Origin of the sequence: Paenibacillus sp. 481 (assembly GCF_021223605.1) — a bacterium.
GTDB lineage: Bacteria > Bacillota > Bacilli > Paenibacillales > Paenibacillaceae > Paenibacillus_B.
This window is the reverse complement of record NZ_CP075175.1, coordinates 5,627,299-5,639,721: the sequence shown is the minus strand read 5'-3', so window position 1 is coordinate 5,639,721 and position 12,423 is coordinate 5,627,299. Positions and strand designations below refer to the sequence as shown.

The following is a 12,423-nucleotide window of genomic DNA, read 5'->3' as shown; positions in this document are numbered from 1 at the left end:
AAAGCGATCACAAAAGAAGCAGGTAAGTGCTAGGATGCACAACCTGCTTCTATTTGTGGACTAAGTAAAGTGTAAATCCCAGTACGTAAGGTAACAGGTGTAGATAGACGCCTACACTAAGAACAAGAGCAATTCAGCACGGGCTTGCGTGCGGCCTGCGTTTCGTCCAGTCTCCTTACAGGTGTATGATGCGGCGCGTTCAGCAATAGCTCCGGATTGGTGGCCGCTTCTTGAGCAATTTGAATCATCGTATCCGCAAAAGCGTCCAGCGTTTCCTTACTTTCTGTCTCTGTTGGCTCAATCATGATGCACTCTTCGACGTTAAGTGGGAAATAGATCGTTGGCGGATGGTAGCCAAAGTCGAGCAACCGTTTGGCGACATCAAGCGTGCGTACGCCGAAAGCTTTAAGACCTTTGCCTGACATAACGAATTCATGCTTGCATACACGTTGATACGGCATGTCGTAAAAAGGAGCCAAGCGATGCATTAAGTAATTGGCGTTCAATACAGCGCACTCCGAGACACGGCACAATCCTTCTGGGCCGTACGTGCGCATATACGTATATGCACGTACGAGAATACCAAAGTTGCCGTAATACGCTTTGACACGGCCGATAGACTGCGCACTGTTATCCTCAAAATAGAACGATCCGTCATCACGTTGGGCGACAATTGGTTTTGGCAAGTAAGGGATCAGCTTGCTTTTTACCCCAACTGGACCTGCACCAGGACCGCCACCGCCATGCGGCGTACTCATCGTTTTGTGCAAGTTCAGATGCACGACGTCAAATCCCATATCGCCAGGGCGGGTAATTCCCATAATCGCGTTCGAATTGGCGCCGTCGTAATAGAGCAGTCCGCCAGCTTCATGCACGATTTGGGCGATTTCTACGATCTGTTCCTCGAACAAGCCGAGTGTGTTCGGGTTCGTGAGCATCAGTGCAGCCGTGTCCTCATTCACTACGGCACGCAGCGCATCCAAGTCAACGAGACCTTGCTCGTTAGACTTGATCGTAATCGTGTCCAATCCGGCTACTGTCGCACTGGCCGGATTCGTGCCATGTGATGAATCCGGCACGATAACTTTCGTGCGTATTTCACCACGACTTTCATGATAAGCGCGAATCATCATGAGGCCGGTCCATTCACCGTGCGCACCCGCTGCGGGCTGGAGCGTTACCTGATCCATGCCCGTGAGCGCTGCGATGTCTTGTTGGAGGGTATACAGCAGCTGCAATGCTCCTTGGATGCTTTCTTCCGGTTGATACGGATGAATCTTGGCAAAACCAGCAAAACGGGCTACATCTTCATTAATTTTCGGATTGTATTTCATTGTGCATGATCCGAGCGGGTAGAAACCGTTGTCAATGCCGAAGTTGCGGCGTGACAGCTCGGTATAATGGCGAATCACATCCACTTCGTACACTTCCGGCAGTTCAGCTGGCTGACTGCGCAGCAGCGAAGCTGGAATCAGCTCTTGCAGCTCGATTTCAGGGACGTCACATTCCGGCAGCGAGTAAGCGACACGGCCAGGCTTGCTAAGTTCAAATATGAGCGCTTTGTCTTGTTTCATGTAGGCAAGCCTCCAATCGTTCAACAAATTGATCCATTTGTTCTTTCGTTCTACGTTCTGTTACCGCGATAAGCATATGTCCTTGCAGCTCCGGATACGCTTTTCCTAAATCGTAGCCTCCGAGTACACCTGCATCCAATAGCTTTTTATTAATTTCCGTCATATTGGCCCCGCTAGGTAGCTTGATGACGAACTCATTAAAAAATGGTGCAGAGAAAGGAAGCGACAGATCAGCTCGTTTCGCAAATTGGGCAGCCGCATAGTGCGCTTTTTGCACATTTAAGTGCGCCACCTCTTGCAAGCCCGTTTTGCCCATAGTGGACAAGTAGACCGACGCGCACAGCGCCAATAACGCTTGATTCGAACAAATGTTAGAAGTCGCTTTCTCACGTCGAATATGCTGCTCACGCGCTTGCAGTGTGAGCACAAAGCCGCGCTTGCCGTCCAAGTCCTGCGTCTGGCCAACGATACGCCCTGGCATGCGACGCATTAAAGCTTCCGTCACCGCGAAGAAGCCACATGTCGGCCCGCCAAATGCAGCCGAAATGCCCAACGGCTGCGCATCGCCGACAACAACGTCCGCGCCAAGTTTGCCAGGGCTTTCAAGCACGCCTAAGCTAAGCGGATTCGTGCTAAGTACGAGCAAGCCTTTCTTCGCATGAATGATCGGCTCAATCGCGCGAACATCTTCCACGCAACCAAAGAAATTGGGCGATTGAATAAGTACAGCCGCTGTCTGCTCGGATACATGCGCTTCCAGCTGTTGCAAATCGGTCACGCCGTTCACGTAATCGATTTCCACGACATCCAAGTTCAGACCGCGCGCAGCTGTCTTCACAATTGCGCGTGCTTCAGGATGCACCGTGCGAGAGACGATAAGCTGCTTGCGCTTTGTTGCACCGCTTGCCAAAGCCCCAGCTTCTGCTAACGCTGTGGCGCCGTCATACATGCTTGCATTCGCGACAGCCATTCCTGTCAATTCGCAAATGTAAGACTGGAACTCGAAAATGGCTTGCAGTTCGCCTTGGCTAATTTCTGCTTGATACGGCGTATAAGCCGTATAAAATTCGGAGCGTGAAATCACGTGATTAATGACGACCGGCACGTGATGATCGTAAATGCCTGCGCCTAAAAAGCTCACATATTGCTCAAAGTCAGCATTGCGTCCTGCCAGATCCTTCATATGCAGGAGCATTGCTTGCTCGTCTAAGGCAGAGGACATCGGCAAGATGCCTTCATAGCGTACCGCGGCTGGAATATCGCGAAACAACTCTTCTATAGACGAAATGCCGATCGTTTGCATCATATCAATTTGATCTTGCTCCGTCATCGGGATGTAGCGATGCTTCTGCTTCTTCATTGTTTCGCTCCTTCTGTATGAGTTCCGTCAGTGTGCGTTCCTGCTGCGGGCTGACTTGGTGTCCGTTTATAAAAAGGGGCCTTGATAACGCGCGCCTTCAACTGTTTCCCGCGCACATCAACGAATACGTCCGTGTCGAGTGTGCTGTAAGCGGCATCAATTAAGGCAAGCCCGAGATTACGCTTGAGTGTAGGGGATTGCGTGCCCGTCGTCACTTCCCCGATCTGCTTGCCGTCAGTGTTGTAGACGGCATAGTGTGAGCGCGGGATGCCGCGATCGATCATTTCAATGCCAACGAGCTTGCGCGGTAAGCCAGCTGTTTTTTGCTGGATAAGCGCCTCGCGTCCGATAAAATCGTCGGTATCGAGCTTCACGAACCATTGCAGCCCTGCCTCCAGTGGCGAGATGTGCGCCGACAGCTCTTGCCCGTAGAGCGGCAGTTTAGCTTCGAAGCGCAGCGTGTCGCGCGCACCTAGGCCAGCTGGCACTAAGCCATGCGGCGCGCCAGCTTGTAGCAAGGCTTGCCACAATTGCGGGGCATCGTCCGCTGCTACGTATAGCTCAAAGCCGTCTTCACCCGTGTAGCCTGTGCGTGATACAAGCGCACGCACACCGCTGACGAGCGCATCTGGCACGAAGCGGAATCCGGCTAACGAAGCGACAGGCGCATCGGTCAATTGCGACACGATAGCAACAGCCGCTGGGCCTTGGACCGCCAGCAGTGCCGTCTGTTCAGAAGCGTTCTCCATGACGACGCCGTCTTGAAAACGGTCTCCGGCATCGGTAAGTGCGCGTTGCAGCCAGCTCCAATCTTTCTCAATGTTGGAAGCATTCACAACTAGCATAAAGTACTGCTCCTGAATGCGGTATACGAGCAGATCATCGACGACTCCGCCATCGGGATAACATAGCAGGGAATATTGCGCCTGCCCATTTTCTAAGCGGGTCACATCGTTTGTCGTAACGTATTGCAAAAACGCTTGTGCAGCGGAACCGCTTACATAAAACTCTCCCATATGGGACACATCGAACAAGCCTGCACGCTGGCGAACAGCCTCGTGCTCCTGCGTAATACTGCTAAATTGGACAGGCAGCTCCCAGCCCCCAAAATCAATACAGCGAGCAGCAGGGTGGGCGGCGTATAAGGGAAACAATGGCGTTCGTTGTAAGGTTGTCATGACATCACCTCGTTATCGACTTAGGCACTTCATCAAACGAATGAATAACAAAAAAAGACAGAGCAAAGAACACGACATCCAGCAGCATGACCACATGCAGCCGCATATCTAATTCTTTGAGCTCTGTCCTTTGTACCTGAGAGTTACCTCGCACGCGTGTATGTGATGTGAGTCTCTATGATGTCGAAAGTCGCGAGTCGCGAGTTTCCCCTTGGGTGACCCTCGTCGCACCACGTTCAATCATGCCGTCTATAAGCATAAGTACAATCGCGATGTGAGTGGGCTCTCTCCAGAGGTGCGTCCATTAAAGGTCCTTTTGCCTGAGAGATTCACCCGTGGGGGCTTACTCCTTCGGCGTCACCTATAACACAGTGATCTCTCCCTATAACTTCATCCGCATATAAAGTTGTTCTACTATCATTTTTACTCGATGCTTCCGGACGTTGTCAAATTAATTTTCGGTTAAGATATCCCTACTTGACAGTTACTAGCGAACTGAAATACGCTAGATGGTGTTAAAATTATACATTGTAAGCGCTTGAGACAATACCTTATAACTGATGAGGAAATGAGGCGTTATGATGAGTGAAATTAGAGACAATTTCGTGTATAGCGAAGAGCATGAGTGGGCGATAGTGGTTCAAGATCGTACGATCCGTGTCGGTATTTCCGATCACGCTCAAACCTTGTTAGGGGACATCGTATTTGTTGAATTCCCTAACGTAGGTGCTACTGTATCTGCTAATGACAGCATCGGCTCTATTGAATCTGTTAAGACCGTATCCGAGTTGTATTGCCCTGTATCAGGGACGATTACAAGCATTAATGAATCGCTAGTGAATGAACCTGAAAAGCTAAACAGCGATCCGTACGGCGACGGCTGGATTTTTGAAATTGAAGTCGCAGGTAGTGTAGAAGAAGCATTAAAGTCATTATTAACACCAGCGCAATATCAATCTCATATTTCGTAGTATATGCATCGGGTTGACGCCTTGTTTTTTATTGTGAGCGGGCGTCAACTTTAACTTAGACATCACGGATGACTCACTTTCACAGCCAAGCCATTGCTGTTCATTTACCTACCATATCGGTCAGCATGATGGTTCCTCGCATACATCGCATACATAATGATGAATACGCAGTGCGCAGCACGTAATAACATCCCAACTTCCCAACATCCCTAACGACATGACAAAAGTTAAAGGCTTTTAACTTTCGGTTCCCAAATTTCATGTTCCGAATTTCCAGTACCAGTTCTCACATATGCCTTAAGCATGAGAGGGGGTGAGGATTACATTGTAACGAAGTCTACCATTTTTGATGTCGCCCGCAAATGTGGATTGTCTACCGTGACGGTGTCCATAGTACGGAATCATGCTCCATCTGTAAAGAGACTACGATCGCCGCAACGTTCTGTAAGCCATCTATGAGCTCCAATACATCCCAAGTTCTGCGGCCAGAGTGCTCGTGCGAAGAAGAAGGAACGTGATCGGCTTTATGTTAACTACGTTAAATGACTCTTTTTATGACTGAATCGTCAGATCCGTGTATAGCTGCTTAAAAGATGATGTCTATGTGCTCGCTATATGCATTGCGGCAGAAGATGATTTGGAAATAATGGATAACAACTACAGTCAATGGGAACTGCACCCGAGACTAGCAATGATGTGCTAACCTGCTGAACAGACAGGCGTGGTGGCAATTCGGACACTGTACAGCCTCATTAACAACACGTTGACAGCGCCTGCTCAACTAGTGCTTCAATCTGAAATCATCGTTCGGGAATCTATGCGCGTGTCAACGAGAAATGGCACGAGACATGATAACGGGGCAACAAGCAGGGAGAAGAGCAGACAAGCATCATCGCAAGCATGATGGCAATCGCTATCGCTATCGTAAGCGGCATTAAGCCGCATTAAGCTGCATACCAAAATACGAAATGGGGTATCGATCATGAACAAGTTTAACAACCGTTTTAATACAGCTAAGTGGCCGTTGCTTATTGCTACATTCTTGTTAGCGAGCACTTTCCCTACAACGCCTACAGTGACGCAAGCCGCAGAACAGACGGCTGGGAATACATCAGTAAATACATCTGCCTCTGTTACTGCACCAACCTTATCTGCTGGATTTACCGATGAATTGAATCAATTTGATCCTGTCAGATGGTACAAGGCTAATGGCTGGGGGAACGGCCCTGGATTTGGCGCGGGCTGGCGGGCTGATCATATCGAATTTTTGGGTGATGATATCGAAACCAAAAATAAAGTGATGGCGCTTCGACTTGACAATGACCCATGTCCAACGGGCTGTGCCAACAAAGCATACGCTTCCGGCGAGTACTTTACGACGCAAAAATATGGTTACGGTCGGGTAGAGGCACGGATAAAGGCAGCCAAGGGCGATGGACTTGTTACATCGCTATTTACGTACTCGGGCGGTTCAGGACCTGCCGATGAAATTGATATTGAAATTCTCGGCAAAGATACGACAAAGTTGGAGACCAACTATTTTACGAACGGGGTAAGCGCTCACGGTAAGATCATCGATCTCGGGTTTGATGCCTCCGAAGATTTTCATGATTACGCCTTTGAATGGTCGGCAACATCAATCAAATGGTACGTCGATGGCAAGCTTGTTCATACGGAAACAGGTGCGCGTGGCCCATTGCCGACAAAGCCAAGCCATATCATGGTCAATTTATGGCCTGGAGCAGGACCGACTGAGTCATGGACCAAACCGTTTGTGTACAATGGAAAGCCGATTCGCGCGTACTATGATTGGATTAAGTTTACACCGGAAAATGAACTGAACACACCGCAACCATAAGCTATTTGCACACTTTAGTCATGCATTGACCTCTAGCTAGGTATACATCTACAAGTTCGATACGTGTATGGCTTGAACGGCTAGTGATTTCAGAGTAAAAGGCGATGGGAGTTTTGCGCATGGTTCGTGTCCACATGTCAGCTTCACGCTATTTCATATCGATAATCGTGATCGTGGTGATGTTCTCCATTGTAATGGGTTGTAGCGGTCAGCAGGGTTCGAAAGAAGCCGCACCAGATGCAAGCAGAGAAGGTACATTTGTTCTTGGTCAGCAGCCACTGGCCTTCACTTTTTATGCACACTATGATTCATTTACATTGCCTCCATGGGGGAAAGATGTAGCCACGAAATGGATTAAAGAGCAGAAACAAGTCCAAGTCACGGGTATTCAAGCTGGCGGTAGTGCCCCACAAAAGTTGAATACGATGCTTGCGGTTAATGAGCAGCCGGACGTCATTTGGATGTAGCGTGATGCGACAGTCGAGATGCTGCGTGCGCAAGGCTTGCTCGTACCTTTGGACGATTATGTAGCCAAATACCCCAACTTGAAAAAGTGGGCTGGGCAAAGCACGCTTGATTTACTGCGATCACCGGATGGGAAGCTGTATCAATTCCCGAACTGGTATACATCCTAGCCCAACGGCAACGCGGGCTATTTCATGATTTGGCCGATTCATAAGCAAGGACTAGATAAAAATCGTATTTATCCTGGCGACTACAAGCAACTTGGTTGGAATGTGAGTGTCATTACAAAAACGGCCAAGGATCCCGAGGCTATATTTGCGTATTTGGATTGGCTAACTGGACCAGAGGGGCAGCGGGTTACGTTTTGGGGGCCTGAAGGGCTTTACTGGAAAGGGACGGATGCGGATGACGCCCCGATTTTTACAGAGAAGTATACGACTGATATAGTCGAGCGCAACAAATTGATGGATTCCATCATTAACTTTCAATGGCATGGTAACACGGTCTACCTTGATAACGTGAAGGTTAAACATGAGTCTAAACTACCCGTTGAGAAGCGCAGCTGGGAAACTCGCTGGCAGACTGACATTACGTGGAAGACGCAGTTTAACGCGACCGAGTTCGTCAATTTTCACCCGCCACGCGATTCGGAGGAGGGCATTGTTGCGCAAGCCGTGCTTGATATTTATACGGAGGCACGAGCGAAAGCGATTTCGAACGCAAGCTCGGAAGAAGAAGTGCTGGCCATCTTGGATAGAGCAGAGCAAGCCGCGCAGCAAGCGGGCTATGCGAAACTGTTAGCCTACAGAACAAAGGTGTGGCAAGACAATCGGAAGAAGTTGCAGCGCTAACGTACGTGTAACTTAACTTTCAAGTAGCCTTAATTTACGTGTAACTTAGCTCTCGTCTAACCTAACATGCGTGTAACGCAAGCAGCTGTCGCTTTTTACCCAAATGGGTGAGGCGGCAGCTGCTTGTTGAACAATGAATGATGATAGCATGAAGCATCACGGTAGGGAGCGGGTCGTGTTATTTATACGGCTACTTTTGTGCGCGTACCGGAATGTGAATCCAGATGATGGATTCCTCATGGTCATGGCCTATATAGTCAGCACCGTATTGCTCAAAGTCAAACCGTTCTTCATCCCAGCTATAAGCGGAGTTCGGTAGCCATGTTCCCCAAATATAAGCGTACGTGTCGCGCAGAGAGCGCACCGTGCCGAGGTGGCGAAACAACGCATATTTCCCGCTGCGAATCATCTGCTGTGACATGCCGAGCGGAGCAACCGTATCGGGAATCGCTCGAGCACCGATAAAGTGTGCAAACTCGCTAGTCTCGTCCACGGTCATCATTTGGACGCTTGGTTCTGGGATGCAAATGCTATAGTAAGGTTCGTGCATCGCAGGCTCATTTGCCGCAAGGTGCAAAAAGGATTTCCACAGTTCCGGCAATCGATTATGCTGCAAACTTGTTCTACCCTCGATGCCGATGACTGCAATGGGTTCGGCGAGGTTAACGATGCACGGTTCAAGGCTAATATGTGCTAACCGATGCTCTAATCGGGTACCAAGTAAGCACTGCTTCTCCAGTACGGCAGGGTTCATCCGCTGCTTGCGAAACGTCGCCGGAGGCAGGCAGAAAAAGCTTTTGAACGAGCGGCTGAAAGCTTCCTGTGATTCAAAATGAAAATCAACAGCGATATCCAAGATGGAACGTTCGCTAAATAGAAGTTCACGTGCCGCTTCGCTCAAACGGCGTTTACGAATATAGTCTCCGATCGTTTCACCCGTTAACGCATAGAAGACGCGGTGAAAGTAGGAATAAGAAAAATTCACCTCAGCCGCGACATCTTCTGCTCGCAGCGGCTCCCGCAAATGCTGCTCGATATAACGAATTGCTATATCAATGTGCTGCAGATTCGACTTCATTCGATCACCCTATTATTATTATTTTCTCTGATGTGAATTCGGCACTAAATAAGCTTATACAGTCTTAGGCATGCTTACATAGGCTGCCAAAATTGAGGCCCATAAGCCTCATCCTTCACCTTAACCGCTATTTGTTCAAATGGCAATGTGCCTCCCACCTCTAACGTATGCCACTCGTTTAGCAACGGGGAGCCAAAGCATACATTCAGCTCCTGTGCCTCCAAATCGAACAGCATGGAACGAATCGTACCGAACCATTCCTTATAATTGTGAACCGTTAAGCCTTCCGGATATGATGTTTCGACAAGCTGCCGCAACTGCGCTTTCGTCAATTTAGGATGTTGTTCCATATGCGCGTTGATCTGATTGTAGCGGATTACAGAATGCTGTAACCGCCTTGGATCTAACGATTGGATGGTGGGCAGGACGGCGTGGTTTGTTGCGGCCGTATATCCTTGTCCGCTGCTGTCGGGTTCTAGCACCGACACCGCTCTTGCCCCATCAACCGTCTCGATGAATGCGGTTGCTCCGGTACGATCCATCACGATGAGATTCATATTGGAGGCAATCGGCATCTCATCGATGAGCGCCAACGCTTCCGCCGTATCACGGCAGCGCTCTAGCAAGCTGCGCACGACGGCCCAGAACTGCAAGCCCGTTGCTTGCGGTTGTTTCAAGCCTGGGTAGTTGCCAACGGGCATTCCGCACGAAGCAAAGGCAACCGCCAAGCCCCATTCATTCATCCCTTCGCTGCGCCCGAAGAAGGCGGTCGAGAAACCCGTGTGACGATACAAGCCCGTCACCGCAGTGGAACAAAGCCGCATATCATCCATTTGCGGCGCCAAGTCATAGTTGCGCAGCAAATACGGGCGCTTATCAATCATTTTAGCGGGTTGTACCGCGCAAATGCTGCACCCCGTCGTTAACCACGTGCTATCCACATAGTGGAGCTGAGCAGGAGACAATTGAAGCTCCTCGCAAAAGCCCGCCAGCTCTTCGTTAAGTCCCGCACAGTATGTGTCGAGCAGTTGTGCATGCTCCTGCCAGCTTGTCCCGACGCGTTGCTGCGGAGGGGCGAGCAGGGAATGCAGCAAGTGCGGATACCGTTTCACAAATAGAGCTTGCTGCCGTCCGACCTCATAACTGCTGCCTTGCAGCTGCACAAAGTAACCTTGTACAGACTCCTTTGCATGTTGCGGAAGATCAGCCTCTACGGAATGATCGTGTTGCTCCGAATGTTCGGTTGGTCCACAATTCATTGAGCTTTCTGAGCTTTCTGAGCTTTCTGAGCTTTCTGAGCTTTCTGAGCTTTCTGAGCTTTCTGAGCTTTCTGAGCTTTCTGAGCTTTCTAAGCTTTCGTAGCGATCGGAGTGGTTACCCCTCTCTGCATGGTTCAAGTTATTCGAATGAGATTGGTTGTTCATCGTATATACCTCCGCCTTCACCTAAGTTGTTGATCGTCCATGAGCGAACCGTGGCGAACCTTAGCGAGCCGTGATTTAACTCATGTTCTAATCATAGCGAGCTGAGCTGCTGCTTTTTTGATAATTTTTGCTCTTTTTGGGCTGCCTGTTTGCTTGCTGATGGATGGAGGTGGAGTTGTATTCGGTTGTGCACGTGTCGTATAATGGAACAAATTTCCTCGTTCTCATCATGAGTAAATGAGTGTCATTTGGCAGCTTAAAGGAGGAGACTTCACATCGTACATCTAGTGACTTGCAGTGACCATGATCTTGCTGATTTGCTCGCTTTATCACAGCGTGTAGGTTGGGATTATAATCTAGCAGAAGTAAAGATTTTACTAGCTACAGGTAGCGTGTTCGGGGTTAAAAATGAGCAAGGCCGCGTGATCGCATCCGCCGCCATTATTCCGTATGAATCCACGTCGCTTGAGGCGCAACCGATTGCGTCTATCGGCTTCGTCATCGTGCACCCCGATGTGCGTGGCTTAGGCTATGGAACACAAGTCATTAAGGCATGCATGGATAGCGTGCCTGATCACGTTGCCTTCATACTTGTTGCGACTGTGCAAGGCCGTCCTCTATATGAGAAGCTTGGCTTCAGCGCGGTCAGCGCAGTTCACGTCTGCCTTTGTGAGCAGTTTGTGCCTTTGAATCCTATCCGCGACGCTGCTTTGCACGACGAATATAGAGTCGTTCCTTATACGGATGATGACTTTGAGGCTGTGCACCATCTAGATAGACATGCCTCAGGTTATAGCCGCGCCATCTTCTTGGCTGCACGAATTCAACAAGCTGATACATGTCTCATTTTACGTACTCCAGAAGGCGAGCCTATTGGCTTTGGCATGACGATTCAGACAGCTGCGAACCTCATTGTAGGGCCAATAGTGGCACCTGATCATGAGGCAGCTGTATTTTTAGTTGAACAGCTTGTTGCGGGTAAGTCAGACGTGTTGCGGATAGATGTGCCTATGGGTAATCCCGCGTTCTTATTCGAACTGGACAAGTGTGGATTTAAGGAAGCACGTACGCCTCCTGTCATGATGAATCGCAACGCGCAGCTGCCAGCACGCGATGGCCAATTGTATGGTATAGCTTCACAAGCATTCGGCTAATGAAGGCCACCGCTGCACTGCTGCTTGGTCAACGATCATTTCATTTTCGTAATAAAAAAGCCGACCACAACGATGCTCAACCCGAGCCACGTCTTCCACGTCGGAATTTCACGCATAAACAGAAAGCCCATCAACACACAAATGACAATTTCAATCCCTTTTGATACGGTGAGGACGAATGTCAAGTTGCCAAGCACTTTATGACCAAACTTTACACCATATCCGATAAGCATACTCGCCGCCAAAAAGAGCGGCAGCACGGCTACTTGATATTTGAGCGTCGTCCAAAACGCGGGATCAATGTGTATGCTTTGATACGAATAAATGGCATTCACGATTAGCAGTCCACCAATAAGACAGATAGCACTGTACACATACAGCAATATGTTTACACTCCTTTTTCTCATATGATTAAGTTTCTCTAACACAACTTTTTTATATGCATGCAAAAAAACTTGATAATCGTATCGCTTACTTGTGCTTCTAACGTTCATCAAAGGGGGGGATAAC

At 49.1% G+C, this 12,423-nt stretch carries 9 protein-coding genes, 1 pseudogene and 1 riboswitch; of the genes and pseudogenes, 4 read left to right on the top strand and 6 right to left on the bottom strand.

Features of this window, described 5'->3' with window-relative positions; genetic code table 11:
- Positions 1-116: 116 nt before the first annotated feature.
- From gcvPB to gcvT, 3 genes are read right to left on the bottom strand one after another with little or no spacing between them, the layout of a single operon-like run.
- Positions 117-1,574, bottom strand: coding sequence for an aminomethyl-transferring glycine dehydrogenase subunit GcvPB (gene gcvPB, locus KIK04_RS23920; RefSeq protein WP_232276279.1), 1,458 nt, complete (start codon positions 1,572-1,574; stop codon positions 117-119).
- Positions 1,546-2,934 carry an aminomethyl-transferring glycine dehydrogenase subunit GcvPA gene (gene gcvPA, locus KIK04_RS23915; RefSeq protein ID WP_232276278.1) on the bottom strand — a complete coding sequence of 463 codons (1,389 nt, stop codon included), beginning with the start codon at positions 2,932-2,934 and terminating at the stop codon, positions 1,546-1,548. Before gcvPA ends, gcvPB begins: the two co-directional genes overlap by 29 nt.
- Positions 2,931-4,112 carry a glycine cleavage system aminomethyltransferase GcvT gene (gene gcvT, locus KIK04_RS23910; protein WP_232276277.1) on the bottom strand — a complete coding sequence of 394 codons (1,182 nt, stop codon included), beginning with the start codon at positions 4,110-4,112 and terminating at the stop codon, positions 2,931-2,933. Before gcvT ends, gcvPA begins: the two co-directional genes overlap by 4 nt.
- 298 nt (positions 4,113-4,410) lie before the next feature.
- A riboswitch (glycine riboswitch) is annotated at positions 4,411-4,506 on the bottom strand.
- Positions 4,507-4,693: 187 nt separating this feature from the next.
- On the opposite strand from gcvT, the gene gcvH reads away from it, so the two are divergent.
- The 3 genes and pseudogenes from gcvH to KIK04_RS23895 all read left to right on the top strand — a co-directional run bounded on the left by gcvH (position 4,694) and on the right by KIK04_RS23895 (position 8,257).
- Complete coding sequence (gcvH, locus tag KIK04_RS23905) at positions 4,694-5,083, top strand: glycine cleavage system protein GcvH (protein ID WP_232278880.1); 390 nt, start codon at positions 4,694-4,696, stop codon at positions 5,081-5,083.
- 982 nt (positions 5,084-6,065) lie between these two features.
- On the top strand, positions 6,066-6,941 hold the full coding sequence (locus KIK04_RS23900) for a family 16 glycosylhydrolase (protein WP_232276276.1): 876 nt from the start codon (positions 6,066-6,068) through the stop codon (positions 6,939-6,941).
- A gap of 134 nt (positions 6,942-7,075) precedes the next feature.
- Positions 7,076-8,257: pseudogene (locus tag KIK04_RS23895) on the top strand (hypothetical protein).
- Positions 8,258-8,447: 190 nt separating this feature from the next.
- Here KIK04_RS23895 and KIK04_RS23890 read toward each other — a convergent pair.
- Positions 8,448-9,335 carry a helix-turn-helix domain-containing protein gene (locus tag KIK04_RS23890; RefSeq protein WP_232276275.1) on the bottom strand — a complete coding sequence of 296 codons (888 nt, stop codon included), beginning with the start codon at positions 9,333-9,335 and terminating at the stop codon, positions 8,448-8,450.
- A 74-nt stretch (positions 9,336-9,409) separates the two neighbouring features.
- On the bottom strand, positions 9,410-10,759 hold the full coding sequence (locus KIK04_RS23885; protein WP_232276274.1) for a C45 family autoproteolytic acyltransferase/hydrolase: 1,350 nt from the start codon (positions 10,757-10,759) through the stop codon (positions 9,410-9,412).
- 287 nt (positions 10,760-11,046) lie between these two features.
- On the opposite strand from KIK04_RS23885, the gene KIK04_RS23880 reads away from it, so the two are divergent.
- Positions 11,047-11,913, top strand: a complete 867-nt coding sequence (locus KIK04_RS23880; protein ID WP_232276273.1) for a GNAT family N-acetyltransferase — start codon at positions 11,047-11,049, stop codon at positions 11,911-11,913.
- A gap of 35 nt (positions 11,914-11,948) precedes the next feature.
- Here KIK04_RS23880 and KIK04_RS23875 read toward each other — a convergent pair whose 3' ends face one another.
- The gene (locus KIK04_RS23875) at positions 11,949-12,320 is read right to left on the bottom strand and encodes a hypothetical protein (RefSeq protein ID WP_232276272.1); all 372 of its coding nucleotides are present in this window, start codon (positions 12,318-12,320) and stop codon (positions 11,949-11,951) included.
- Positions 12,321-12,423: the final 103 nt, after the last annotated feature.

Coding starts and splice junctions, on each gene's coding strand:
- gcvPB (WP_232276279.1), bottom strand. CDS start 1,574: ATGAAACAAGACAAAGCGCTCATATTTGAACTTAGCAAGCCTGGCCGT.
- gcvPA (WP_232276278.1), bottom strand. CDS start 2,934: ATGAAGAAGCAGAAGCATCGCTACATCCCGATGACGGAGCAAGATCAA.
- gcvT (WP_232276277.1), bottom strand. CDS start 4,112: ATGACAACCTTACAACGAACGCCATTGTTTCCCTTATACGCCGCCCAC.
- gcvH (WP_232278880.1), top strand. CDS start 4,694: ATGAGTGAAATTAGAGACAATTTCGTGTATAGCGAAGAGCATGAGTGG.
- KIK04_RS23900 (WP_232276276.1), top strand. CDS start 6,066: ATGAACAAGTTTAACAACCGTTTTAATACAGCTAAGTGGCCGTTGCTT.
- KIK04_RS23890 (WP_232276275.1), bottom strand. CDS start 9,335: ATGAAGTCGAATCTGCAGCACATTGATATAGCAATTCGTTATATCGAG.
- KIK04_RS23885 (WP_232276274.1), bottom strand. CDS start 10,759: ATGAACAACCAATCTCATTCGAATAACTTGAACCATGCAGAGAGGGGT.
- KIK04_RS23875 (WP_232276272.1), bottom strand. CDS start 12,320: ATGAGAAAAAGGAGTGTAAACATATTGCTGTATGTGTACAGTGCTATC.